21 protein-coding genes and 8 tRNA genes are annotated in these 24,237 nt (G+C 72.2%); 13 read left to right on the top strand and 16 right to left on the bottom strand.

Annotation, left to right across the window (positions count from 1 at the left end; translation table 11 throughout):
• Window positions 1–27 precede the first annotated feature (27 nt).
• The 3 genes from ACFP1Z_RS24290 to pgsA are packed head-to-tail and all read right to left on the bottom strand — an operon-like array spanning window position 28 to window position 2,887.
• Entirely contained in the window at window positions 28–1,188 is a 1,161-nt protein-coding gene (locus ACFP1Z_RS24290) for a glycosyltransferase family 4 protein (protein ID WP_390319401.1), read from the bottom strand.
• Complete coding sequence (locus tag ACFP1Z_RS24285; RefSeq protein WP_390319399.1) at window positions 1,185–2,174, bottom strand: phosphatidylinositol mannoside acyltransferase; 990 nt, start codon at window positions 2,172–2,174, stop codon at window positions 1,185–1,187. Before ACFP1Z_RS24285 ends, ACFP1Z_RS24290 begins: the two co-directional genes overlap by 4 nt.
• A complete protein-coding gene (gene pgsA, locus ACFP1Z_RS24280) occupies window positions 2,171–2,887 on the bottom strand; it encodes a phosphatidylinositol phosphate synthase (RefSeq protein WP_390319397.1) in 717 nt (238 codons plus the stop codon). Before pgsA ends, ACFP1Z_RS24285 begins: the two co-directional genes overlap by 4 nt.
• A gap of 164 nt (window positions 2,888–3,051) precedes the next feature.
• Here pgsA and ACFP1Z_RS24275 point away from each other — a divergent pair, with 164 nt between their 5' ends.
• Together ACFP1Z_RS24275 and ACFP1Z_RS24270 are read left to right on the top strand one after the other, a co-directional pair.
• Window positions 3,052–5,259 (top strand): elongation factor G-like protein EF-G2, encoded by a 2,208-nt coding sequence (locus ACFP1Z_RS24275; protein WP_390319506.1) that lies wholly within the window; start codon window positions 3,052–3,054, stop codon window positions 5,257–5,259.
• A 237-nt stretch (window positions 5,260–5,496) separates the two neighbouring features.
• Entirely contained in the window at window positions 5,497–7,155 is a 1,659-nt protein-coding gene (locus ACFP1Z_RS24270; protein ID WP_390319396.1) for a hypothetical protein, read from the top strand.
• Between the two features lie 32 nt (window positions 7,156–7,187).
• Here the strand turns inward: ACFP1Z_RS24270 and ACFP1Z_RS24265 are convergent, their stop codons facing one another.
• The 6 genes from ACFP1Z_RS24265 to ACFP1Z_RS24240 form a co-directional block, all read right to left on the bottom strand.
• Window positions 7,188–8,438: a YncE family protein gene (locus ACFP1Z_RS24265; RefSeq protein ID WP_390319395.1), complete on the bottom strand. Its 1,251-nt coding sequence runs from the start codon at window positions 8,436–8,438 to the stop codon at window positions 7,188–7,190.
• Window positions 8,435–9,244: a polysaccharide deacetylase family protein gene (locus ACFP1Z_RS24260; protein ID WP_390319393.1), complete on the bottom strand. Its 810-nt coding sequence runs from the start codon at window positions 9,242–9,244 to the stop codon at window positions 8,435–8,437. Before ACFP1Z_RS24260 ends, ACFP1Z_RS24265 begins: the two co-directional genes overlap by 4 nt.
• A gap of 92 nt (window positions 9,245–9,336) precedes the next feature.
• Window positions 9,337–9,897: an HIT family protein gene (locus ACFP1Z_RS24255; RefSeq protein ID WP_390319391.1), complete on the bottom strand. Its 561-nt coding sequence runs from the start codon at window positions 9,895–9,897 to the stop codon at window positions 9,337–9,339.
• A 139-nt stretch (window positions 9,898–10,036) separates the two neighbouring features.
• Window positions 10,037–12,013 carry a threonine--tRNA ligase gene (thrS, locus tag ACFP1Z_RS24250; protein WP_390319389.1) on the bottom strand — a complete coding sequence of 659 codons (1,977 nt, stop codon included), beginning with the start codon at window positions 12,011–12,013 and terminating at the stop codon, window positions 10,037–10,039.
• 84 nt (window positions 12,014–12,097) lie between these two features.
• Entirely contained in the window at window positions 12,098–13,318 is a 1,221-nt protein-coding gene (locus ACFP1Z_RS24245) for a hypothetical protein (RefSeq protein ID WP_390319388.1), read from the bottom strand.
• Entirely contained in the window at window positions 13,318–13,902 is a 585-nt protein-coding gene (locus tag ACFP1Z_RS24240; RefSeq protein ID WP_390319386.1) for a DUF4365 domain-containing protein, read from the bottom strand. Before ACFP1Z_RS24240 ends, ACFP1Z_RS24245 begins: the two co-directional genes overlap by 1 nt.
• A gap of 166 nt (window positions 13,903–14,068) precedes the next feature.
• Here ACFP1Z_RS24240 and ACFP1Z_RS24235 point away from each other — a divergent pair, with 166 nt between their 5' ends.
• Window positions 14,069–14,791 (top strand): exonuclease domain-containing protein, encoded by a 723-nt coding sequence (locus ACFP1Z_RS24235; protein WP_390319385.1) that lies wholly within the window; start codon window positions 14,069–14,071, stop codon window positions 14,789–14,791.
• A 97-nt stretch (window positions 14,792–14,888) separates the two neighbouring features.
• Here ACFP1Z_RS24235 and ACFP1Z_RS24230 read toward each other — a convergent pair.
• Window positions 14,889–14,960, bottom strand: a tRNA-Val gene (locus ACFP1Z_RS24230).
• A gap of 178 nt (window positions 14,961–15,138) precedes the next feature.
• Window positions 15,139–15,210: transfer RNA gene (locus tag ACFP1Z_RS24225), tRNA-Val, on the bottom strand.
• Between the two features lie 423 nt (window positions 15,211–15,633).
• On the opposite strand from ACFP1Z_RS24225, the gene ACFP1Z_RS24220 reads away from it, so the two are divergent.
• Together ACFP1Z_RS24220 and ACFP1Z_RS24215 are read left to right on the top strand one after the other, a co-directional pair.
• Window positions 15,634–16,047 (top strand): SsgA family sporulation/cell division regulator, encoded by a 414-nt coding sequence (locus ACFP1Z_RS24220; RefSeq protein ID WP_003959770.1) that lies wholly within the window; start codon window positions 15,634–15,636, stop codon window positions 16,045–16,047.
• Window positions 16,048–16,315: 268 nt separating this feature from the next.
• Window positions 16,316–16,882 carry a CGNR zinc finger domain-containing protein gene (locus ACFP1Z_RS24215; protein ID WP_390319383.1) on the top strand — a complete coding sequence of 189 codons (567 nt, stop codon included), beginning with the start codon at window positions 16,316–16,318 and terminating at the stop codon, window positions 16,880–16,882.
• 163 nt (window positions 16,883–17,045) lie between these two features.
• Here ACFP1Z_RS24215 and ACFP1Z_RS24210 read toward each other — a convergent pair whose 3' ends face one another.
• Window positions 17,046–17,513, bottom strand: coding sequence for a hypothetical protein (locus tag ACFP1Z_RS24210; RefSeq protein ID WP_390319381.1), 468 nt, complete (start codon window positions 17,511–17,513; stop codon window positions 17,046–17,048).
• A gap of 182 nt (window positions 17,514–17,695) precedes the next feature.
• Between ACFP1Z_RS24210 and ACFP1Z_RS24205 the strand changes: the two genes are divergently transcribed.
• The gene (locus tag ACFP1Z_RS24205) at window positions 17,696–18,235 is read left to right on the top strand and encodes a DsbA family protein (RefSeq protein WP_390319379.1); all 540 of its coding nucleotides are present in this window, start codon (window positions 17,696–17,698) and stop codon (window positions 18,233–18,235) included.
• A 37-nt stretch (window positions 18,236–18,272) separates the two neighbouring features.
• On the opposite strand, the gene ACFP1Z_RS24200 is transcribed toward ACFP1Z_RS24205, so the two are convergent.
• Window positions 18,273–19,109, bottom strand: coding sequence for a GNAT family N-acetyltransferase (locus ACFP1Z_RS24200; protein ID WP_390319377.1), 837 nt, complete (start codon window positions 19,107–19,109; stop codon window positions 18,273–18,275).
• Between the two features lie 83 nt (window positions 19,110–19,192).
• Window positions 19,193–20,230, bottom strand: coding sequence for a chorismate-binding protein (locus tag ACFP1Z_RS24195; protein WP_390319505.1), 1,038 nt, complete (start codon window positions 20,228–20,230; stop codon window positions 19,193–19,195).
• A gap of 176 nt (window positions 20,231–20,406) precedes the next feature.
• On the opposite strand from ACFP1Z_RS24195, the gene ACFP1Z_RS24190 reads away from it, so the two are divergent.
• From ACFP1Z_RS24190 to ACFP1Z_RS24165, 6 genes are all read left to right on the top strand, one after another.
• A tRNA-Gly gene (locus ACFP1Z_RS24190) sits at window positions 20,407–20,479 on the top strand.
• A gap of 36 nt (window positions 20,480–20,515) precedes the next feature.
• Window positions 20,516–20,589: transfer RNA gene (locus ACFP1Z_RS24185), tRNA-Cys, on the top strand.
• Between the two features lies 1 nt (window position 20,590).
• Window positions 20,591–20,665, top strand: a tRNA-Val gene (locus ACFP1Z_RS24180).
• A gap of 48 nt (window positions 20,666–20,713) precedes the next feature.
• A tRNA-Val gene (locus ACFP1Z_RS24175) sits at window positions 20,714–20,785 on the top strand.
• A gap of 20 nt (window positions 20,786–20,805) precedes the next feature.
• Window positions 20,806–20,877: transfer RNA gene (locus tag ACFP1Z_RS24170), tRNA-Val, on the top strand.
• A 24-nt stretch (window positions 20,878–20,901) separates the two neighbouring features.
• A tRNA-Val gene (locus ACFP1Z_RS24165) sits at window positions 20,902–20,973 on the top strand.
• A 221-nt stretch (window positions 20,974–21,194) separates the two neighbouring features.
• Here the strand turns inward: ACFP1Z_RS24165 and ACFP1Z_RS24160 are convergent.
• The gene (locus ACFP1Z_RS24160) at window positions 21,195–21,416 is read right to left on the bottom strand and encodes a hypothetical protein (protein ID WP_390319375.1); all 222 of its coding nucleotides are present in this window, start codon (window positions 21,414–21,416) and stop codon (window positions 21,195–21,197) included.
• 551 nt (window positions 21,417–21,967) lie between these two features.
• On the opposite strand from ACFP1Z_RS24160, the gene ACFP1Z_RS24155 reads away from it, so the two are divergent.
• On the top strand, window positions 21,968–23,284 hold the full coding sequence (locus tag ACFP1Z_RS24155; RefSeq protein WP_390319373.1) for a serine/threonine-protein kinase: 1,317 nt from the start codon (window positions 21,968–21,970) through the stop codon (window positions 23,282–23,284).
• Between the two features lie 44 nt (window positions 23,285–23,328).
• Here the strand turns inward: ACFP1Z_RS24155 and ACFP1Z_RS24150 are convergent, their stop codons facing one another.
• Window positions 23,329–24,183: a TrmH family RNA methyltransferase gene (locus ACFP1Z_RS24150; RefSeq protein ID WP_390319371.1), complete on the bottom strand. Its 855-nt coding sequence runs from the start codon at window positions 24,181–24,183 to the stop codon at window positions 23,329–23,331.
• Window positions 24,184–24,237 lie beyond the last annotated feature (54 nt).

Here is a 24,237-nt window from a genome sequence, read left to right as displayed (position 1 = left end):
CGGTCCACGCGCGCGAGCCGCGCCGCGTCAGTCGCGGGCGAGCCCGAAGCGGGCGCGCAGACCGGTGCGTTCGTCGGTGGCCACGGAGGCCGCGCCGTCCGTGACCGTCTCGTAGACGGCCAGGATGTCGGCCCCGACCCGCGACCAGTCGAAGCGCTGGACGTGCCTGCTGCCGCGCTCGCTGAGCCCGGCCCGCAGGGCGGGGTCGCCCAGCAGCCGCACGGCCGCGGCGGCCAGGGCGTCGGCATCCTCGTTGGCGAACAGCTCCCCGGCCGCCCCCCGGTCGAGGACCTGCGCGAAGGCGTCCAGGTCACTGGCGAGGACGGGCGCGCCCGCCGACATCGCCTCGACGAGGATGATGCCGAAGGACTCACCGCCGGTGTTGGGCGCCACATACACATCGACGCTGCGCAGCAGCCGCGCCTTGTCCTCGTCGCTGACCATGCCGAGGAACTCGACGCGTTCGCGCACCGCGGGCGGCAGGCCGGCCACGGCCTCCTCCTCGTCCCCGCGTCCGGCCACCAGCAGCCGGGCACCGGGCCGCTCGGCGAGGATCTTCGGCAGGGCCCGCATCAGCACGGGCAGGCCCTTGCGCGGCTCGTCGATCCGGCCGATGAAGCCGATCGTGCCGCCCTGCCACTCGGGCCGGGGCTCGGCCCGGGCGAAGAAGCCGACGTCGACCCCGTTGGGGATGACCACGGCGTCCCCGCCCAGGTGCTCGACCAGGGTCCTGCGCGCGTACTCGCTCACCGCGATCCGCGCGCTGATCTTCTCCAGTGCCGGCTGGAGGATCGGATACGCCGCGATCATGGCGCGGGAGCGGGGGTTGGAGGTGTGGAAGGTCGCCACGATCGGGCCCTGCGCGGCCCAGCAGGTCAGCAGACCCAGGGAAGGGGAGGTGGGCTCGTGGATGTGGATGACGTCGAAGTCGCCGTCGTGGAGCCAGCGGCGCACCCGGGCGGCGGAGAGAAAGCCGAAGTTCAGCCGGGCCACGGAGCCGTTGTAGGGGACGGGCACGGCCCGCCCCGCCGAGACCACGAAGGGAGGCAGCGGGGTGTCGTCGTCCGCGGGCGCCAGCACCGACACCTCATGACCCAGCCGGATCAGATGCTCGGCCAGGTCCCGGATGTGGAACTGGACACCGCCGGGGACGTCCCAGGCGTACGGACAGACGATCCCGATCCTCAAGAGGACTCCCTCGTGTCCTGCCGGCCGTCCTGCTGCGCCGGCGCGGGCCGCCGGTCACGTCCGCCGGCCTCTCCCCCGCCGGGGAGGTCGGCGAGCCAGAGGCGCTGCAGCATGTGCCAGTCCTGGGGGTGCTCGGCGATCCCGGAGGCGAAGGCGTCGGCGAGCTGCTGCGTCATGACGGCGGCCTTCTCCGCCCGGGTCCCGGTCTCGGGCAGCTCGACGGGCGGGTGGACCCGGCCCTGCATCACCGGCGAGCGGTCGTACCAGAGGGTGACCGGCAGCAGCAGCGCGCCGGTGCGCGCGGCGAGCATCGCCGGCCCCGCGGGCATCTTCGTGGTCTCCCCGAAGAACTTCACCGGGATCCCGGAGGAGGACAGGTCGCGGTCGGCCACCAGGCACACCAGCCCTCCGCTGCGCAGCCGCCGGGCGAGGGTGCCGAAGGCGCTGCCCCCGGCGTGCGGGAGCACCTCCATACCGAGCCCCTCGCGGTAGGCCACGAACCGGTCGTAGAGCGTCTCGGGCTTCAGCCGCTCGGCGACGGTGGTGAAGGGGACCCCCAGGGTGGTGGTCACCCAGGCGCCCGCGAGGTCGTAGTTGGCCATGTGCGGCAGGGCGAGCACGACTCCGCGCCCGCTCTCCAGTCCCTGACGCAAGTGGTCCAGGCCCGCCACGGAGAAGCCGTTGCGCACGCGTTCCTCGCTCCAGGCCGGCAGCCGGAAGCTCTCCATCCAGTAGCGCATGTACGAGCGCATGCCCGCCCGGGAGAGCCGGGCCAGGCGCTCGGGGCCCGCGTCGGGCACGACCCGGGCGAGGTTCGCCTCCAGGCGCCGCACCCCTGTGCCGCGCCGCCTCCAGGCGAGGTCGGCGAGCTGCTGCCCGAGCCGTACGGCCACGGGTTCGGGCAGCTTCTTCACCCCGGCCCAGCCCAGGCCGTAGAGCGCGTCGGTGAGCTGTTCCTTGCGCTCCTTCACCGTGTGCTGCTTCACCGGGCATCGCCCCCGGGTGCGGGCTCCGCGTCCGCCTCCGCGGCCTCGCGCCGCACCGTCACCACGCGCTGCCCCAGGGTGATCAGAGAGCCGACGGCCACGATCCACAGCGCGATCGGCAGCAGCTTGTCCACGAGCGGCACCCCGAACGCGTGCAGTCCGGAGAGGCCGGCCGCCACCAGCGAGATCACCAGCCGCTCGGCGCGCTCGACCAGCCCGTTGACATTGACGGGCAGGCCGATGCTCTCGCCGCGCGCCTTGGTGTACGACACCACCTGGCCGCTCGCGAGACAGAAGATGGCGACCGCGCACATCAGCTGGCTCGCGCCGCCCCCCGCGTACCACAGCGCCATCCCGCCGAAGATCGCCGCGTCGGCGACCCGGTCCAGCGTGGAGTCCAGGAACGCCCCCCAGCGGCTGGAACGCCCCAGCTGGCGGGCCATGTTGCCGTCGACGAGGTCGGAGAAGACGAACAGGGTGATGACGATCGTCCCCCAGAAGAACTCGCCCTGGGGGTAGAAGACCAGCGCGCCCGCCACCACTCCGCCGGTGCCGATGAGGGTCACCGTGTCGGGGCTGACGCCCAGCCGGATGAGCAGGGCGGCGAACGGCGTGAGAACACGCGTGAAGAAAGCACGCGCGTACTTGTTCAGCATGGCCTTCCCGAAGGGTCGAATCGGGCCGGATGGCGAGCAGGCCACCGGCTGGCCCATCGTAGCCAGGCGCCCGGGGACCGCCGCGCACGCGTCACTCCCGTCGGCTCCCGTCCCGCCCGCGGCACGGGCACATGTGTACGCCTCCGTGTGCGATGTATGGACGCAGCGTTACCGCAGTGGAAAGCTCGACGTACCGCAGTGTCGACCGGGAGGCGGGACACATGGGCGAGAAGACGGGCACGTATCCAGGGGCCGCCGGCAGAGCAGCCGCGGCCGACCGGCCGAGCCACGTGCGCAACGTGGTGCTGGTCGGCCACAGCGGATCCGGCAAGACCACACTCGTGGAGGCACTGGCCCTCGCCACCGGCGCCGTGAACCGCGCCGGCCGGGTCGAGGACGGCTCCGCTCTGTCCGACCACGACGAGATCGAGCACCGCCAGCAGCGCTCGGTGCAGCTGTCCCTGGTCCCCGTGGAATGGGACGGCATCAAGATCAATCTGCTGGACGCCCCCGGCTACGCCGACTTCGTCGGCGAGCTGAGGGCCGGTCTGCGCGCCGCCGACGCGGCCCTGTTCGTCGTCTCGGCGGCCGAGGGCACCGAGGGGATCTCCGGCGCCACCCGCACCGTGTGGGAGGAGTGCGCCGCCGTCGGTATGCCGCGCGCGATCGTCATCACCCATCTGGAGGCGGCGCGCGCCGATTTCGACGAGATGACCGAGAGCTGCCGCGCGGTCTTCGGGGGCGACTCCCCCGAGAGCGTGCTGCCGTTGTACCTGCCGCTGCTCGGTCCCGAGGGCCCCGACGGGCACCGCCCCGTCACCGGTCTGACCGGCCTGCTCTCGCAGCAGGTCTTCGACTACTCCCCGGGCCGGCGCACCGAGAGCGCGCCCGCCCCCGACCAGCTGCCGCTGCTCCAGGCGGCCCGCAACCGGCTCATCGAGGGCATCATCGCCGAGAGCGAGGACGAGACCCTCATGGACCGCTATCTCGGCGGCGAGGAGATCGACGTCAAGACCCTCGTCGAGGACCTGGAACGGGCCGTGGCACGCGGCACCTTCCACCCCGTGCTCGCCGCCGCCCCCGCGCAGGAGGGCGCCAAGGAGGGCCTGGGCACCGTCGAGCTCCTGGAACTGATCACCGGTGGCTTCCCCACCCCCCTCGAACGCGAGATCCCCGCCGTCACCAGCCCCGACGGCCGCGGCAGGCCACCGCTCACCTGCGATCCCGCGGGTCCGCTCGCCGCCGAGGTGATCAAGACCTCCTCGGACCCCTACGTGGGCCGGATCTCCCTGATCCGGGTCTTCTCCGGCACCCTGCGGCCGGACGAGACCGTCCACGTCTCCGGCCACGGCCTGGCCGACCGCGGCCACGAGGACCACGACGTCGACGAACGCGTCGGCGCCCTGTCCGCGCCCTTCGGCAAACAGCAGCGGCCGCTCCCCCAGGCCATCGCCGGGGACCTCGCCTGCGTCGCCAAGCTCGCCCACGCCGAGACCGGCGACACCCTCTCCGCCAAGGGCGAGCCCCTGCTCATGGAGCCCTGGACGATGCCGGACCCGCTGCTGCCCGTGGCCATCCAGGCCCACAGCAAGGCCGACGAGGACAAGCTCTCCCAGGGCCTGGCCCGGCTCGTCGCCGAGGACCCCACCATGCGCCTGGAGCAGAACCCCGACACCCACCAGGTCGTCCTGTGGTGCCTGGGCGAGGCCCACCGCGACGTCGCCCTGGAACGGCTGCGCTCCCGCTACGGCGTCCGCGTCGACGTCGTCGCGCACAAGGTGTCCCTGCGGGAGACCTTCGCCTCCAGGGCCGCCGGCCGCGGCCGGCACGTCAAACAGTCCGGCGGCCACGGCCAGTACGCCATCTGCGAGATCGAGGTCGAGCCGCTGCCCGGCGGCTCCGGCATCGAGTTCGTCGACAAGGTCGTCGGCGGCGCGGTCCCCCGCCAGTTCATCCCCTCCGTGGAGAAGGGCGTACGGGCGCAGGCGGCCCGCGGCGTCGCCGCCGGGTATCCGCTCGTCGATGTCCGGGTCACCCTCCTCGACGGCAAGGCGCACTCGGTGGACTCCTCCGACGCCGCTTTCCAGACCGCCGGCGCCCTCGCCCTGCGCGAGGCCGCCACCGAGGCCCGCGTCCATCTCCTGGAGCCGGTCGCCGAGGTCCAGGTCCTCGTCTCCGACGACTACGTCGGCGCGGTCATGAGCGACCTGTCCGGGCGCCGCGGCCGTGTCGTGGGCACCGAACAGTCCGGCGCCGGACGCACCTTCGTCCGCGCCGAGGTGCCCGAGATCGAGATCGGCCGGTACGCGGTCGACCTGCGTTCCCTCTCCCACGGCACCGGCCGCTTCAGCCGCACGTACGTCCGCCACGAACCGATGCCCCCTCAGCTCGCCGACCGTATCCGCGAACAGGACGAGAACAACACGTAGTTGACCCACCCGACCCAGCCGGTCCACCCGGCGCCGGCCGACCCGGACCGACCGGCGCCGGCCCGCACCCCACCGGCCGCCCGCCCCAACTCCACCGGGGCGGGCGGCTTTGCGATCTCCTGGGACAGCCGGGCCGCACCCCGATACCCTGGTGGACGCGGACCAACACGTATGACGCGGGCGGTCGTCGGGCACAGGCCGCAACACCGGCACACGCGGCATTTGGGGGCTTGATCAGTGGCAGCAGGAGACGCGTTCGACTTCAGCCCCGGAGCGCAGATCCCGCTCTCGGGCGCCTCCGGCCAGACCGCGGCGACGCAGGCGCTCGCCTCCGCCGCCTACCGCGACGGTCCCGTCGACGAGCTCCTCAAGGCCAACTCCGACTGGGCCACCTCCGAGGTCAAACCCCCGCGTGTCTCCCTGTTCGAGCCCAATCTCGGCGAGGCCTTCTCCCGCGCCCTCCAGCTGCGTGTCCTCGGCGGCGGCCGCAAGCCCCTCATCCAGTCCTTCGGCCTCGACCCGCAGCCCGTCGTCGAGCACTGCCTCGCCGCCAGCCGCATCCGCAAGCAGCGCGACGCCCGCCTCACCCTCATCATGGCCGTCTTCGGCCTGCTCTTCCTGCCCGGTGTGCTGATCTGGCTCGGCGGCTTCCAGCTGCGCCGCATGCTCGCCGGCGCCCAGAACAAACGCACCGGCGCCCTCGGCATGGCCCTGCTCACCGTCCTCGCCGTCGCCGCCGTCGTCTTCCTGGTCAAACTCCCCTTCTCCGGCTTCTGGGCCTTCTACGTACGCGCCATGCTCATCGCCCCCCTCATCGGCGGCGCCTGGGCCAAGGTCATCTGCGAGCGCACCGCCAAGGACCTCCGCGACCGCTGGTCCGGCCTCCTCGCCGGCGGCGGCGTCGGCGCCAAGATCCCCGAAGCCGTCCCCCGCAACCCCGGCGAGACCGCCGCCGAGCAGCTGCGCCAGTCCCTGGAGCGCCTCACCGCCGAGCAGCACAGCAACGTCGTCTTCTACGCCGGCCCCAAGGGCATACTCGGCATGGGCACCCGCTGGGGCAGCTGGCAGCTCGCGGAGGAACTCGTGCCCGCCGACCCCGAGAAGGACATCAACCCCTTCCGCAGCTGGGACGTCATCCGCGCCGTCCACGACCAGCTCCGCCTTCTCGAACGCGGCCCCCTGCACACCGGCGGCTTCCCCACCCCCGACGTCAAGCACTGGGTCGTCTCCCCCATCGGCGAAGGCGCCAAGGCCGTCTCCCGCCCCGAGGGCACCGAAGCCGGCGCCTACCAGATAGGCGGCGCCGAACTCCAGAAGATCTGCAACGAGCAGCAGTTCGGCAGCGGCGACCGCCACTACCTCGGCGTCCAGTTCGTCCTGTGGGACGGCCAGCTCGTCATCACCCTTCTGATCACCGTCACCGTGCTGCACAAGACCCTGCGCATCGAGGTCACCGGCCACGCCCTCGGCCCCGTCCACCCCCTCTTCCTGGGCACCCCCTCCCCCCGCACCAAGACCACCTCCAAGACCATCAAGTTCTGGGAGACCCGCACCCGCCAGCTGCCCATCGTCCACGCCCGCGAAGTCGTCCGCCTCGCCGCCCGCGCCCCCCTCACCTACTACCCGCCCCTCCTGGAGTACTGGGGCGGCAAGCTCGTCCTGCCCGAACCCTTCGGCCTGCGCCACGCCTGGGCCGACAAGCCCTGGCGGCACCGCTTCATGGCCGACGACGCCCTGCGCGCCACCACCCCCGTCCTGCGCGTCGTCCACCAGGCGGCCCTGCGCGTCCTCTCCGAGAACGGCGTCAACACCGAGCGCTTCGGCAACCGCGCCAGCTTCCTCAGCGGCGCCGTCCAGGACCCCACCCCCCGGCAGGCCGACGTCTACAACGCCTGACCCGCCGTCAGCTCACCCGCGGTCACCGGGCCTCACCGGAAAATCCCGGTGTGGCCCAGCGAATACCGGCCCGGCTGCGGATACACCGCGAGCCCGTGCGGCCCCGCACCCACCGGGATCTTCGCGATCTGATGCCCGTCCCGGGTGTCGATCGCATACACCTCCGAGTCATAACGACCCGACAGCCACAGCACATTGCCGTCCGCCGACACCCCGCCCATGTCCGGGCTGCCCCCGTCCGGCAGCTCCCACTTCTTGACCAGTTTCCGCGACGGCAGATCCAGCACCGAGATCGAACCCTCCCCCCGGTTCGAGATGTACATCGACTTCGAATCCCGGCTCACATACAGCCCGTGCGCGCCCTTCCCCGTCGGCATCAGCCACGGCTGCGTGAACCGGTCCCCGTCCAGCACCCACAGCCCGTCGGCCATCATGTCCGCGATGTACCAGGTCCGGCCGTCCGAGGCCATCTTCACGTCCTGCGGCATCGCCCCCTCGAACGGCAGCTTCTGCTGACCGATCACCTTCATCCGCGCCGTGTCGACCTTCAGCAACTCCCCCGAGAACTCACAGGAGACGATGAAGTACCGCCCGTCCGCCGAGAAATCCGCGTGATTGACCCCACGGCACGACACCGGCACCGTCTTCATCCGCTTCATCGTGTGCGCGTCCCGGAACACCAACTCCTTGTCCATGGACGCCATCACCACCGCGTACTTCCCGTCCGGCGTGAAGTAGAGGTTGTACGGGTCGTGCACATCGACCGTCCTGCCCGCCCTGCCCGTCGCCGGATCGATCGGCGTCAGCGTGTGACCACGGTCGTTGTTCACCCACAGCGTCTTCAGATCCCACGACGGCACCACATGCTGCGGCTGCGCACCCACCGGAATCGTCTCGATCACCTTGTACGTCTTCGGATCGATGACACTCACCGTGTCCGACTCCGTGTTCGGCACATACACCCGCGACGGGAAGTCCTTCACCACCGGCGACAGCATGTTCGGCCGGTCCGCCGCGTACACGTCGTTCGGATCCAGCAGCGGCGGCATTCCCGGCAGTCCGTCGGGCACCGCCCTCTTCGGCTGCTGCTTCACCTCCTCGTGCGGGCGGCGGTCGGCGGCCTCGTCGTGCGTCCCCCCTCCGCACCCCGCGGCCAGCAGCGCCCCCACCACGGCGAACAGCACGGCCCGGCGCCTTCTCCGCGCGGACGGCCGGGAAGCACGGGAGGACCGGGGAAAGCGGGAAGAACGGACAGGACGGTGAAGCGAGGAGAGAGGGATCATCGCGTCAGCAGCTCCGTAGTCGTCACCGCACGCAGACCGCGGCGGTGGAGGCCGTCGAGGATCGCGGGCAGCGCGGCAACCGTGCCGTCGTGCCCGAAGTGCAGACTCACCACCGACCCGGGCCGCACCGCGCCCAGCACACTGTGCCGCACGGCCTCCGCACCCGGATCGGTGAAGTCCAAGGAGTCCACGTCGTACGACAGAACATGCGGATACCCCGCCTTGCGCGCCATCCGCACCACCCGCTCCGTCGCCCGCTGCGCACGCGACGGACGGAACCACCGCCCCACCCCACCCGTCAGCCGCCGCAACACCTCCGCGCACCGGGCGATCTCCGCATAGGCGGCGTCCGCCCTCATCGAGCAGATGTCGAGATGGCTCATCGTGTGATTGCCCAGCTCATGACCCCCGTCGAGGACACGGCGCGCCATCTGCGGCTGCTCCTCCAGCCACGAGCCGACCGCGAGCACGGTCACCCGCGCCCCGGCCCGCTCGGCCTCCGTCAGCAGCTCGCCCGCCGTGCGCGGATCGCCCTGGCCGTGAAAGGTGAGCGCCACGGCGTGGCCACCGCGGGGGCCGTGCTCGATCTGCGCGGGAAGCCCGGGCGGAAGCGGCGGCAGCGCGGCACGGGGAGCGGAAGGCTTCGGCGACGGCTTCTTCGAGGCCCGTACGGACGGAGTGGCCGGCCCGGCGACCCCGGCCCCGGCCCCCTCCTCCTCGGCCCGGCCGCATCCGGCGGCGGCCGCCCCGGCGAGTGCGCCACCGGCGGCCGCGCGCAGAAGAGAGCGGCGGTGAAGGAAGGTCACCGCTCCATTAGAACTTGCCTTTAGTAAGACTTGGGGATATTTGCCCGAATCGATGTGGCGCGTGTCCCCGGCACGCGGGCGGGAAAACGCCCCTAAACGGCAGGCCAGACGTCGGCGAGCATCTTCCTTGTGTCAGCGAGGAGTTGCGGAAGAATCTTGGTCCGGCCGACGACGGGCATGAAGTTGGTGTCCCCGCCCCAGCGCGGGACCACGTGCTGATGCAGATGGGCGGCAATGCCGGCGCCCGCGACAGAGCCCTGGTTCATGCCGATATTGAATCCGTGCGCCCCCGACGCGGCGCGCAGCGCGGTCATCGCCCGCTTGGTGAACTCGGCGAGCTCGACCGTCTCCGTCTCGTCGAGCTCCGTGTAGTCGGCGACGTGGCGGAACGGGACGATCATGAGGTGGCCGCCGTTGTAAGGGTACAAATTGAGCACCGCGTAGACGCGCTCGCCGCGGGCGATGATCAGCCCGTCCTCGTCGCTCTTCTCCGGAATCGCGCAGAAGGGACAGCCGTCACCGGCCCCGGGGCCGCTCGGCTTGTTCTCACCCTGGATGTATGCCATCCGGTGGGGCGTCCACAGACGCTGGAACGCGTCCGGCGTCCCGACCCCGATCTGCTGCTCCGGCTCACTCGTCATGGTGAGCAGCATATTCCCCGGTGGGGATGCGACGAGGGGCGGCCCTGGGGGCCGCCCCTGCCGTCAACCCCACTGATGTGGGGACCACGGCGCCTTGGCCTTGTGGTGATTCCTCATCTTCGGGTCACCCCCGCTGGTGCGGGGACCAGAATCACACCTGGACGCGGCGCTTGACCACATCAACGAGCTCGGCGATGGCCTGGTCACGCGGGATCCCGTTCTTCTGCGAACCATCCCGGTAGCGGAAGGAGACAGCGGCGTTCGAAACGTCCTCGTCACCGGCGATCACCATGAACGGGATCTTGGACTTCTGCGCGTTTCGGATCTTCTTCTGCATCCGGTCCGAAGACGAGTCCACCTCGACCCGCAGACCCTGCTTCCGGGCCTCAGCCGCGAACTCCTGCAGGTACTCGACGTGCGCATCACCGATCGGGATACCGACCGCCTGCACCGGCGCCAGCCACGCCGGGAACGCCCCCGCGTAGTGCTCCAGCAGCACCGCGAAGAAGCGCTCGATCGACCCGAACAGCGCGCGGTGGATCATGACCGGCCGCTGCCGCGAACCGTCCGCGGCGGTGTACTCGAGGTCGAAGCGCTCGGGGAGGTTGAAGTCCAGCTGAATCGTGGACATCTGCCAGGTACGCCCGATAGCGTCCTTCGCCTGCACCGAGATCTTCGGCCCGTAGAAGGCCGCGCCACCCGGGTCGGCGACGAGCTCCAGCCCCTGCTTCTCGGCCACCTTGCGCAGGGTCTCGGTGGCCTCCTCCCACACCTCGTCGGTGCCCACGAACTTGTCGGGGTCCTTGGTGGACAGCTCCAGGTAGAAGTCGTTGAGGCCGTAGTCGCGCAGCAGGTCCAGGACGAAGGTGAGCGTCCGGTCGAGCTCCTCCGCCATCTGCTCGCGGGTGCAGTAGATGTGCGCGTCGTCCTGTGTGAAGCCCCGGGCCCGGGTCAGGCCGTGCACGACGCCCGACTTCTCGTACCGGTACACCGTCCCGAACTCGAACAGCCGCAGCGGCAGCTCACGGTACGAGCGCCCGCGCGCGTCGAAGATGAGGTTGTGCATCGGGCAGTTCATGGGCTTGAGGTAGTAGTCCACGCCCTCGTCGAGCTGCATGGGCGGGTACATGCCGTCGGCGTACCAGTCCAGGTGGCCCGACTGTTCGAAAAGCTTCCCCTTCGTCGCGTGTGGGGTGTAGACGAACTCGTAGCCGTTCTCTTCGTGCTTCTTCCTGGAGTAGTCCTCCATGACCCGGCGGATGATGCCGCCCTTGGGGTGGAAGACGGCCAGGCCGGAGCCGATCTGCTCCGGGATGGAGAAGAGGTCCAGCTCGGAGCCGAGCTTGCGGTGGTCGCGCTTCTCGGCCTCGGCGAGGAAGTCCAGGTACTCCTTCAGCTCGCCCTTGGACGGCCAGGCGGTGCCGTAGATGCGCTGGAGCTGCGGGTTCTTCTCGCTGCCGCGCCAGTAGGCGGAGGCGTTCCGCATGAGCTTGAACGCCGGGATGATCCGGGTCGTCGGCAGGTGCGGCCCGCGGCACAGGTCGCGCCAGCACAGCTCGCCCGTCTTCGGGTCGAGGTTGTCGTAGATGGTGAGCTCGCCCGCGCCGACCTCGACGTCCGCGCCGTCGTCGTGGGAGGCGGAGCCCTTGAGGCCGATGAGCTCCAGCTTGTAGGGCTCGTTCGCGAGCTCCTCGCGCGCGGCCTCGTCGGTCACCACGCGGCGGGAGAACTTCTGCCCGCGCTTGATGATCTCCTGCATGCGCTTCTCGATGGCCTTGAGGTCATCGGGGTGGAAGGGCCGCTCGACGTCGAAGTCGTAGTAGAAGCCGTCCTTGACGGGCGGGCCGATGCCCAGCTTGGCCTCGGGGAAGATCTCCTGCACGGCCTGGGCCATGACGTGCGCGGTGGAGTGGCGCAGGATGTCGAGGCCGTCCTTGGAGGAGATCTCGACGGGCTCGATCTCCTCGCCGTCGGTGACGACGTGGGCGAGGTCCTTCAGCTCGCCGCCGATGCGCGCGGCGACGACGGTGCGCTCCCCGGCGAACAGGTCGGCGGCCGTAGTGCCCGTCGTCACCACGCGCTCTTCCCGCTCGGAATCGCGTTGGATGATCACACGGACGTCGGACACCGGACTCTCCTGACTGCAAGGGGTGCGGCAGCGGATACTGCGCGCCTGAATCGTACCGAGCCCTCCCCCGTGGTCGCGAAACGGTTATCCGTCGTCGCCGGGGGTCTCGCCGAGACCGTCGAGGTTCTCGCGGAGGGACTTCAGGAGTTGCTCGCGTTCGGCTTCGTCGACGGGTACGGGCGCCACGTCGGTGGCGTCGACGAGCCGGCGGAAGCCGCTGCCGCTCTCCAGGCGTCCGCTGATGCGCAGGGGGAGTCCGGTGAGGTGGGCGTGGCCCGCGGTGCGGTAGTCGTCCTCGTCGAGGGTGACGCGTACCTGCGGGACGTCGGCTCCGGCGAGAACGCGCAGGTGGGCGGTGCCGGCGCCGCCGGGGGCCGCCCTGCGCAGCCGGATGACTGCGGTGGTCAGGCGGACGGGTACGGAGGGTTCGTCGCGGATGTAGCGGGGGCCCGCGGCGCGGAGGGCGGGCAGGTCGCCGGGGGTGAACTCGACGGGTTCGGGGTGGGTGGCGAAGCCGTCGGGCGGGGCGGCGGCCGGGGACCAGTGGAGGGTGATCCTGACGCCGGCGGAGCCCCGGACGAGGGTGATGAGGGCTTCGGTGAGCTCCTGGCAGACCCCGGCCCGGACGGCCGCGGCGAACGCTTCGCTGCTGCCGGTGGCGCGCTGGTAGTCGGTGGCGTCGCGGGCGGCGTAGAGGGCGCGCAGGAGGGTGGTGCTCAGGAGGCGGCCGGTGGACGTGCCCGGTGTCCGGCGTCCGTACGGTCCGGCGGGGCGCAGGGGCACGAGCACGGCGAGTGCGCGGCCACCGGTGGCGGGGCCGAGGAGGAGGCCGTCGAGGGCGGCTTCGGCGGGACGGCGGTGGCGGGCTCCGTGGTAGCCGGCGTGGCCCGTGGCGGTGAGGGCGGCGGCGAGGAGCAGGGCGTGGGCGCCGGTGCGCAGTCGTTCCTGGGCGGCCCAGGTGGCGGCGGGGGCGGCGGGTTCGGGGATGTCGCGGAGCCAGTGGATCTCGTCTCCCGGGGTGCGCAGGGAGCGCAGGATGCCGGGGGCGGAGGGCGAGGCGCTGCGTTCGAGTGCGGTGAGGGCCTCGGCGATGAGGTCGGCGCTGTCGGGGTAGGCGCGGCTCGCCGGGAGCAGGAGGCTGGTGCCGGTGGCGTCGGGCGGTGTCCAGCGGGTGCAGGCGCCGGTGGCGCGGCCGTGGCGGTGCCAGCCGTGGCGGGCGAGCAGGGCGGCGAGCACGGCGGGGTCGACGCTCTCGGCGGTCCAGGTGCCGGGGGTGTTCGCGGAATCGTCGGTGGGCCGGTGCATCAGGGTCTCCCTCCTGCCCCGACCCGCGTCATGATCTCGCAGAGGGCCCGGTCGTCGAAGACGCGTGTGGTCGGTATGCGCACGGTGGTCCGGTGCCTGCCGGTGATGGGGTGTCCGGCGAGGTTGGTCCAGTAGCAGCAGTGCCGCAGCCGCAGGCTGTCGTGGCCGGCGTGGAGCCAGTCGTCGCGGGCGCGGGGCACGATCATGACGACGAGGATCTTGTGGACGGACACGGGGGTGCGGGCGAGCTTGGCGAGGTGGTCGTTGTCGAGCGTGAACGCGAAGGTCGGTCCGGGCGGGTGGGGTCCGAGCTGGTAGGTGCTCTTGAGCTGGACCTTGATGGTGACCTCGTCGTCGGCCGTGTGGCCGGGGGCGCTGTGGCTGACGTGCCAGTCGATGCCGTGGTCGGGGAAGGGCTGGGCGAGGGTGCAGCCGGCCGCGGCGGCGACGGCGTGGAGGTAGCCGATGTGGAGGGTCTCCATGCACGCGGTGGTGGCGAGCGCGCCGCGGACGGGGGCGGGGCGCCCGGGATGCCCGGTGGCCGCGGCGGACAGCGCGCCCGGTTCGGGTCGCGGGAACGCCATGTCCGATTCCCTTCGGGCTTCTTCGGGCCTCCGGTCCGTACATGTGTGTCATCTCCTGGACAACTCCATGGCAAACAACGGCGGTTCGCCGGGCTGAGGGCCCGGGTATCACCTCGCGGGGAGGGGTGAAACTCGCCATTCGCCGGGCGGACACGAGGAGTTGGACATGAGCTGGTTCGAGGGGCCGCTGGCTGCTTTCGACACCGAGACCACCGGGGTCGATGTCGAGCGCGACCGGATCGTGTCGGCGGCCCTCGTGGTGCAGCCGGCGCCGGGGGCGGCCGCGGTGGTCAGCCGCTGGCTGGTGGACCCGGGGGTTCCGGTGCCGGAGGGGGCGACGGCGATACACGGGCTGACGCAGGTGTATCTGCAGCGGCACGGGCGGTGGCCGGCGCCGGTGATGGAGGAGGTGGCGCGGGGGCTGGCGGTGCAGTCGGCACGGGGGGTGCCGCTGGTGGTGATGAACGCGCCGTTCGATCTGACCTTGCTGGACCGGGAGTTGCGGCGGCACCGGGCGGCGTCGCTCGCGCAGTACGTGGGGGCGGCGGCGCTGTGCGTACTGGATCCGTGGGTGCTGGACAAGCATCTGGACCGCTATCGCAAGGGCCGTCGCACGCTGACGGATCTGTGCGCGCACTACGAGGTGGAGCTGACGGGCGCGCATGACGCGGCGTCGGACGCGCTGGCGGCGCTGGAGGTGGTACGGGCGCTCGGGCGGCGGTACGCGGCGCGGCTGGAGCGGCTCACTCCGGCGGAGCTGCACGAGCGGCAGACGGTGTGGCACGCGGCGCAGGCGCGGGGGTTGCAGGCGTGGTTCGCGCGCAATGGTTCGCAGGAAGTGTGCGATCCGGCGTGGCCGTTGCGGCCGGCGCTGACGGCGGCCGCCTGAACGGCCCCCGGCGGCAGCAGCGATGGCGGGCGTCGCACGCCGGGCCCGGGCAACGCGCAATGCCGGTCCGCCTGTTGGCGGACCGGCCTTGCCGGTGTGGGCGATACTGGGATCGAACCAGTGACCTCTTCGGTGTGAACGAAGCGCTCTCCCGCTGAGCTAATCGCCCGGGTCTGTTCCGGGGTTTCCCCCGGCGACGCACTGAACAATACAGGTCGGGGCGGCTCTCCATCAAATTCCGTCCCGAGGGTGCGCGAGGCGGCCCGGAGGCGGCCGTCGCGGCCGTCCCGGGCACGCAAAAACCGGGGGTCCGTGAGGTGGTGACCTCGCGGACCCCCGGTGGGGTGTGGGCGATACTGGGATCGAACCAGTGACCTCTTCGGTGTGAACGAAGCGCTCTCCCGCTGAGCTAATCGCCCGGGCGCACCGCAAACATTACCGCATGTCAGAGGGTGCCCAGAACCATCGGCGCCGGTCACGGCCGCGCCGGGCGCGCGGGCACGGCGACGCGGCGGCCGGGCGGGAGGCGCGGCGGCCGCCGCCGGTGGCGCGGATGGTGCGAGGGCGGCGGTCCCCGATACCGCCGGCCCTCGCGGCCGCTCCCCGGTCGTCATGACGTCGAGCTGCTGTCCGTCACTCTCCGCATTACCGCGCGCCGGTATGCCGAACCGGGCCGGAACTCACTGGAATGGCGGTATCAGCGGGCGAGCGGCTGCGCCGTCCGGGGTATCCGAAGAGTCCCAAAACGGTCAGAGGGGTTTACAACGGCACCGTAGGTGGCATGTCGATTTCGCCGACGTGCGAATCCCCGAGCGCACACTGAGCGAAAGGCCTTGGCGCTTATGAACACCACGGTCAGCTGCGAGCTGCACTTGCGCCTCGTCGTGTCGAGCGAATCCTCACTGCCTGTACCCGCGGGTCTGCGGTACGACACGGCCGACCCGTATGCCGTGCACGCCACGTTCCACACCGGTGCCGAAGAGACGGTCGAGTGGGTCTTCGCCAGAGATCTGCTCGCCGAGGGTCTGCACCGGCCCACCGGCACCGGTGATGTCCGGGTCTGGCCGTCCCGGAGCCACGGTCAGGGCGTCGTGTGCATCGCGCTGAGCTCGCCGGAGGGCGAGGCCCTGCTGGAGGCCCCGGCGCGGGCCCTGGAGTCGTTCCTGAAGCGCACGGACGCGGCGGTCCCGCCGGGTACCGAGCACCGCCACTTCGACCTGGACACCGAGCTCTCGCACATCCTCGCAGAGAGCTGACGGCGGTCCTCAAGGAGGCAGGGACAGGGCGCGCCCGCCCACTCGGGGGGTCGGGCGCGCGAACGGCACAGAGGCGAGGAGAGAGGCGAGGGACCGGCGAGGCACATCGCACGAGATCGCTCCGAGCACGACGGCGGCGCCGTCGCCGCGGGTCCTCCGCGGCGACGGCGCCGCTGTTCCTCCGGAGCCGCTAGAGTCTGCGCTCCCGGTCCCACCGACCGGACGACCTGCAAGCCCCACCCCGGCCGGTCAGGGAGCGAACGAATCCGTGCTGATCAACCACGACACCCGGTGCGCGCTGGAAGCCGTCGTCGACCTGGTCAACACCGCCGTGGTGCGGGAGGGCGGCGGGACGCGGGACGAGCTGACGGATCTGCCGGCGCTGCGGCGGTTCGTCGAGCGCCATGCCCTCAGCGGTGTCGGGACGCTGCGGGAGGGCGATCTGGCGGCCGTACGGGCGGTACGGGGCACGTTCGCGCAGGCGTTCGCGGCCGGGGAGACGGCCGCGGTCGCGGAGCTGCTGAACGCGCTGATCGCGGAGGCGGGGACGACGCCGCGGCTGACGGATCACGACGGCTACGACTGGCACGTGCACTACTTCGCGCCGGGCGCGTCGGTGGCCGAGCACCTCGCGGCGGACGGCGGGATGGCGCTGGCGTTCCTGGTCGTGGCGGGTGAGCGGGAGCGGCTGCGGCGCTGCGCGGCGCCCGGTTGCGGGCGCGCGTTCGTGGATCTGTCGCGCAACCGCTCGCGCCGCTACTGCGACGGCCGGACGTGCGGGAACCGCTTGCATGTCGCGGCGTACCGGGCCCGGCAGCGGGGGGTCACCGAATGAGGAGCCGGCCGTGGACATTTCCGGAGGCGCAGACGGAAGGACAAAATCGCCGCATCGGCGGTGGCCAGCCGGAAATCGCTGCCGGAGCGCCGTCGGCGGTCCTGGATCACGCGCGGCCGAAATCCGGCGTACTGCCGGGACCGGCCCCGTGGCTGACGTCCGGTTAAATTCCGTGCTTTTTGAGAATTGCCTCGATATCCGAGAAGTCGTCACCGCTGTCCGCTTTCCCGGTCGTGCCGGGGCGGGCCGCGCCCAGTGACGGAGCGGAGGCGGCCGGGGCCACGGCCTCACGCTGTGCCGCCACGGCGGCCCGGCGTTCCTTGCGGCCGGCGCGCTTGCCGTCCTCGCCGCCGCTCTTGCCGCCGCCCTTGCCGGGCGAGCGTCGCTCGACGGCCCTGGTGACCATGAACAGGACGGCGGCGAGCGCGAGCACGCCGAAGCCCGCCCAGACCGTGGGTTTGAGGACCAGCTTGGTCAGCCAGTCGACGATCCCCGTCATGACCAGGCCGATGGGGACGAGGGCATAGGCCGCGATCCGGGCCGCGGCGAGGAAGCGCTTGCGGTAGGCCGTCAGTGCCGCGATGCCCAGGCCGGCCGCGGACACCGCGGCACAGATCGTCGAGGTCAGCATCCGGCTCCTCCTGGTCTCCTGCTGTCGGGGGTGTGCTTCCATCCTGCACCGGGGCGCGCGGGTCCGGCCACGGCCGGTGGCCGGGCTCGGGGAGATCTCCGGGGGATCTCAGGGGTCGCTCCTCCCCCGGGCCGAGGGGTTTCCGGCCGGATCGCGGATCTCGGGGCTGCGAGACTGGCCCCATGAGCGACTTCCCTGCCCCTGAGACCTCTGAGACCTCTCTTCCCGCCCCCGCCCCCGCCCCCGTTCTCGATGTGTGGTGCGACCTGCAGTGCGTGGACTGCCGCGTAGCCCTGGAGGATCTGCGCGCGCTGCGCGAGCGCTACGGCGACCGGCTGGAGATCCGGCTGCGGCACTTCCCGCTGGAGAAGCACAAGCACGCCTACGCCGCCGCGCAGGCCGCCGAGGAGGCCGCGGAGCAGGGGCGGGACTGGCCGTACGTGGAGGCGGTGCTGGCGCGCGCGGAGGAGCTGGGCTCCCGGGGCGAGAAGGTGCTCTTCGAGGTGGCCGGGGAGCTGGGGCTGGACGTCGAGGAGCTGGACACCGCGCTGATCGACGGGCGGCATCTGCTGCTCGTCGACGCCGATCAGGCGGAGGGGAAGGCGATCGGGGTGACGGGCACGCCCACCTACGTCGTCGGGGACGAGCGGCTGGACGGCGGCAAGAGCCAGGAAGGGCTGCGCGCGCGGATCGAGGAGATCGTGGACCGGCTGCTGGCATAGTGCCGCGGCCGGTACGGGCGCGGCGCGCGCCCGTGCGTCACAGCAGCGGTTTGTAGAGGTGGTGCGACTGCGGCTCGTAGCCCAGTGATGTGTACAGGCGCAGGGCGGGCGTGTTGCCCGCGAAGACGTTCAGGCCCAGGCGGTCGGCGCCGGCGGCCAGGGCCTGGGCCTCGGCGAGCAGCATCAGGGACCGGCCGTGGCCCCGGCGCCGGTGGGCCTCGGCGACCTCGATGTCGTAGACGTGGGCTCCGGGCCGGCCGGGGCCGCGGTCGCGCAGGACGAGCCAGAGGATGCCGACGGGGCTGCCCCGGTGCAGGAGCGTGCTGAAGATCACTCCGGGGCTGGTCTGGCCGTCGGGCAGGGCGTGGCGGTGGTCGGCCTCGGCCTTGGCGCGGGCCTGGCCGGCGGGGACGCCCCGGTCGGCGAGGTCCTGGGCGTAGCCGCGTCTCGCCCCGCTCTCCCAGGCGGCGAATTCGGCCTCGGTCATGGGGCGGCCCTCGGTGCCCTCGGGCAGCCGGGGAACGGTGGTGAGGGTCTTGGCCAGGTGGCGGTTGCGTTCGGTGTAGCCGAGGGCGTGGGCGAGACCGAGGGCGACGGTGGCGTGCGCGTCGACGGCGATCTCGACGCGGGCGCAGCCCCAGCCGCGCAGGACCTCCTCGGCGGCGAGGGCGGCGACGGTGCCCCGGCCCCGGCGGCGTTCGCGTTCGTCGACGGTGAGCCGCAGGACGCGGCCCACCGTGGGGCCGAAGGCGGCGTCGGTGGCGAGTTCCACCGTGCCGACGGGCCTGCTGTTGACGCAGATCTGGTACGTGCGCGACCGGCCGCCGTCGTCGGTGCGCCGCTCGGGTGCGGTGGGCCGCAGGGTCGTGGTCACCCTGGTGTTGTACCGGTCCCGCGCGCGTACGTCACGGGCTGTGCGGACGCGCGCGGGCCACGGAGGGAGACAGCCCGCGCCGGTCACCCCCGGCCGCTGCCGAGCGGCTGGTGGACTCCGGAGGCGATGGCGAGCAGCCGGGACGCCTTGAGCTCCGTCTCGTCCCACTCCCGTTCGGGGTCGGATCCCCAGGTGATGCCCGCGCCGGTGCCGAAGCGCAGGACGGGGCCGCGGGGGCCGGTGCGGTCGATCCAGAACGTGCGGATGCCGACGGCGAGTTCACCGGTGCCGCGGTCGGCGTCGACCCAGCCGATGCCGCCGCAGTAGGGGCCGCGTGGCGCGGTTTCGAGGGCTTCGATGATGCGCAGGGCGCTGGCCTTGGGCGCGCCGGTGACGGAGCCGGGCGGGAAGGTGGCGGCGAACAGCTCCGGCCAGCCGGCGCCATCGGCGAGTTCGCCGCGCACGGTGGAGACGAGGTGGACCAGTCCCGGGTGGGGTTCGACGGCGCACAGTTCGGGGACGGTCACGGAGCCGGTGGCGCAGACGCGTCCGAGGTCGTTGCGGACCAGGTCCACGATCATCACGTTCTCGGCGTGGTCCTTCTCCAGCAGGTCCTCGGCGGTGCGGCCGGTGCCCTTGATCGGGCCGGACTCCACGGTGCGGCCGGTGCGGCGCAGATACAGCTCGGGGGAGGCGGTGGCGACCTCGACGCCGTGGGCGGGCAGCCGCACGGTGCCCGCGTACGGGGCGGGGTTGCCGCGGGCGAGCAGGGCGGTCAGGGCGTCGATGTCGCAGGTGTCGTGGGGCAGGGGCGCGCTCAGCACGCGGCAGAGGTTGGCCTGGTAGACCTCGCCGGCCGCTATGTGTTCGCGTATGCGCCGCACGCCCGCGATGTAGGCCTCGCGGTCGAGGGAGGTGGTCCACTCCTCGGGGGCCGGGCCGCGCCAGCGGCCGGGCTCGGGTGCGGGGGGCGCCGCGGGGCGTACGTCCCCGAAGCGGGCGCACACCAGGCGGCCCTCGAAGTCGGCGACCACGGCCCACCAGCCCGCGGAGCCGAGGGCTTCCGGGTCGCTGGTGACGTCGCGCAGGTCGGTGGCGAGGAGGCCGCCGAAGCGGGCCATCGGGGGGGACGTCGAGGACAAGCTGTGCACGTCAACGAGTCTATGGCGCGGACCGCGGGACCGGCCCGGGCGAAGGATCAGCGCAGCACGCTGCGGAAACGGAATTTGAGCTGGCGCCGGAATCCGCTAGAGTTCAACACGTCGCCGGGACGCGGAAGCGAAACGGAACCGACACTGCGGACGTGGCTCAGCTGGTAGAGCATCACCTTGCCAAGGTGAGGGTCGCGAGTTCGAATCTCGTCGTCCGCTCGATGTCGGGGGATCTTCCCGAACCCCCGCACTCCTGGTGGAGTGGCCGAGAGGCGAGGCAACGGCCTGCAAAGCCGTCTACACGGGTTCAAATCCCGTCTCCACCTCCAAGGACGATTAGCTCAGCGGGAGAGCGCTTCCCTGACACGGAAGAGGTCACTGGTTCAATCCCAGTATCGTCCACCAGGATCCTCGCGGATCCGAACCTTCCGGGCCCCGGCTCGGAAGCTCCCAGCGCGATTAGCTCAGCGGGAGAGCGCTTCCCTGACACGGAAGAGGTCACTGGTTCAATCCCAGTATCGCGCACGCGGTCCCAGCACCGTCCCGGACGATTAGCTCAGCGGGAGAGCGCTTCCCTGACACGGAAGAGGTCACTGGTTCAATCCCAGTATCGTCCACAGGGGTCTGCAACAGACCTCCCCGCGCGATTAGCTCAGCGGGAGAGCGCTTCCCTGACACGGAAGAGGTCACTGGTTCAATCCCAGTATCGCGCACACAGTCCGGCCAAGGGCCGGGGTCCACGGGCCCCGGCCCTTTGTCGTGTTGTCGTGGCCCCTGTGCCGTGGCCCCTTTGTCATGGGCCCTGATGATCGAACGCGGCGGGCCGGGCACCTCCCCAGGTGCCCGGCCCGCCGTGCCGTCCGCCGCACCCCCGTCCCCACGGGGCTGACCGGCCGGTGTCCCCGGCCCGGGCCGCTCTCCCGGGCCCGGGGCGCTAGCGCCCCAGCATCCCGGCCACGGACGACGCTTGGAGGACGACGGCGTCCCAGCCGCCGAAGGCGACGGCGAGGAGCACCGCGAGGGGCAGCACCATCGCCACGGCGACCAGCGGATGACGGGTGCCGGCCCGACCGGCGCCGAGGGCGTCGGCGGCGCGCCGGGCCGGGGCCTGCGCCCGCAGGGCCCGGGTCGCCGTACGTCCCGCGGAGTCCGCCATCATGCCTCTCCCGCCTGCCTTCCGCAGGCTGCCGCCGCCTGCCTCGTTCCGACAGCGGCGGGCGTGTGACCTCGGGGGACGAGTGCTGCACCCGCCGCTTGCCCTCAACACTAGGGGCGGACGGCGGGCCGGTCGTCATGCCCGCGTACGGCTTGACCGGCCTCCCCGAGGATGAGCGGGCCCCGGCGGCTACTCCTGTGGTTGGAGACCGTTGGCTCAAGCCTCGGGGTCTTCCCTGAGGGGGCGTCGGCTGCCGCGCGCACCGCTGCCGCCGGGTGACTTCGATCACTGCGGCGGGCGCCGGCCCGGTCCGCTCCCCCGCCGTCGTCCCGCCCCGCCCCCGGCCGGGCCGCGGGGGCCCAAAACCCCTTGTGCCGTGCGGCCTTGAGCGCGGGACGGGCCGCCGGGCGGCCCCGGCCCGTACGCCCCGCACGCCGGGTGGGGTGCGCGGCGGGCACCGACAATCCGTGGGCCGACGCATGCGCGGCCTCTGCGCGCGTACGGCCGTCAATCCGTAAGCTGGGCCACGTCAGACGGACCGGGCAGCGGGGATGAAGATGGCGATGATGCGGCTCCGGCGCGAGGACCCGCGAGTCGTCGGCTCGTTCCGGCTTCACCGCCGGCTGGGGGCCGGTGGCATGGGCGTGGTGTACCTGGGCTCCGACCGGCGCGGGCAGCGGGTGGCGCTGAAGGTGATCCGGCCGGATCTGGCCGAGGACCAGGAGTTCCGTTCGCGTTTCGCGCGTGAGGTGTCGGCGGCCCGGCGCATCCGGGGCGGCTGCACGGCGCGGCTGGTGGCCGCGGATCTGGAGGCGGACCGGCCGTGGTTCGCCACCCAGTACGTGCCCGGGCCCTCGCTGCACGACAAGGTGGCCGAGGAGGGGCCGCTGTCGGCGGCTCAGACGGCCTCCATCGGGGCGGCGTTGGCGGAGGGTCTGCTGGCCGTGCACGACGCCGGGGTGGTGCACCGGGACCTCAAGCCCTCGAACATCCTGCTGTCCCCCAAGGGCCCCCGGATCATCGACTTCGGCATCGCGTGGGCGACCGGCGCGAGCACGCTCACGCACGTGGGGACGGCGGTCGGCTCGCCCGGCTTCCTCGCGCCCGAGCAGGTGCGCGGCGCGGCGGTGACGCCGGCGACGGACGTCTTCGCGCTGGGCGCGACCCTCGCCTACGCCTGTACCGCCGACTCGCCCTTCGGACAGGGCAGTTCGGAGGTCATGCTCTACCGCGTGGTCCACGAGGAGCCGCAGCTGATGGCGGTGCCCGACGCGCTGGCCCCGCTGATCCACGCGTGTCTGGCCAAGGACCCGGAGGACCGGCCGAGCACCCTGCAGCTGTCGCTGCGGCTGAAGGAGATCGCGGCGCGCGAGGCGCACGGACTGCCGGAGGGGCGGCCGCCGGCCGCGCGCCGGGAGCCGGGCCGCCCGGCGGGGCAGCGGGCCGCGCAGTACGCGGAGCAGCACACCGAGAAGCGGACGCTCAAGGCCCCGGTGCTGCGTCCGCACGGTTCCGGCCGACGACCCGGCCCGGACCGCTCCTTCGACCAGGCGCGCCGCCCGGAGCAGGGCCGTCCGGCCGTGCCGCGGCCCGCCGCGAGACGTACGGGCGGGGCCCGGCCGGCGGCACGCGGCGGCGGTCGTCCCGCGCCGCGTACGGGGGCGCAGGGCCGGCGGCCGGCGGCGGACCGTTCCCTGCTGCGGCAGCGGCTGACGGTGTTCGTGGTGGTGACGCTGCTGGTCGCGCTGGGGATCGCGGTGGCGCAGGGCTGTCAGGGGCCGTCCCACAGCTCGGGGTCGCCCGCCGGCGGCGTACGGTCCGCGGCGGGACCCTTCGGCGGTACGGACGCGCGGGCGGACGGCTCCTGAAGCGAACGGCTCCTGACAGCGCCGGCCCGCGCGGTGAGTGCGCGTCAGCTCTGCGGGCGGCCGGTGGTCACCGCGTAGAAGGCGACGGCCGCGGCCGCGCCGACGTTGAGCGAGTCGACCCCGTGGGCCATGGGGATGCGCACCCATTCGTCGGCGGCGCGCAGCGCGCGGGCCGACAGGCCGTCACCTTCCGAGCCGAGCATGAGCGCGACCTTGTCCATGCGGTGCGGGGCGAGCGCGTCCAGGGTGGCGGCCTTGTCGTCGGGGGTGAGGGCGAGCAGGGAGAAGCCGAGTTCGCGGACGGGCTCCAGGTCGCGCGGCCAGCTCTCCAGGCGCGCGTACGGCACGGAGAAGACGGCGCCCATGGAGACCTTCACCGAGCGCCGGTAGAGGGGGTCGGCGCAGTCCGGGGAGAGCAGAACGGCGTCCATGCCGAGGGCGGCGGCGCTGCGGAAGATGGCGCCGACGTTGGTGTGGTCCACGAGCCCTTCGAGGACGGCGACGCGGCGGGCGTCCCGCAGCAGGCCGGCGGCGTCGGGCAGGGGCTTGCGGCGCATCGAGGCGAGCGCGCCGCGGTGCACGTGGTAGCCGGTCACCTGCTCGGCGAGCGCGGGGGTGACGACGTAGACGGGCGCCGGGGACTCGTCGATGACGTCGCGCATCACCTCGGCCCACTTCTCGGACAGCATCATCGAGCGCATCGCGTAACCGCCCTGCAGGGCGCGGCGGATGACCTTCTCGCCCTCGGCGATGAACAGCCCCTCGGCGGGCTCCCGGCGGCGGCGCAGCTCGACGTCGGTCAGGCAGGTGTAGTCGTGCAGACGCGGGTCGTCGGGGTCGTCGATGGTGATGATCTCGGGGGTCGCAGGGGTGTCTGCGGGGTCTGCGGTGCCTGCCACGGGGTCGATACTGCCTTGTCCTGTTGTGAGCTGCCAGTGAAGGGGAACGTGCGG

Origin of the sequence: Streptomyces gamaensis (assembly GCF_042656465.1) — a bacterium.
Taxonomy (GTDB): domain Bacteria; phylum Actinomycetota; class Actinomycetes; order Streptomycetales; family Streptomycetaceae; genus Streptomyces; species Streptomyces gamaensis.
Note: the sequence above shows the minus strand (reverse complement) of the source record. Positions and strands in the feature narration are given on the sequence as shown.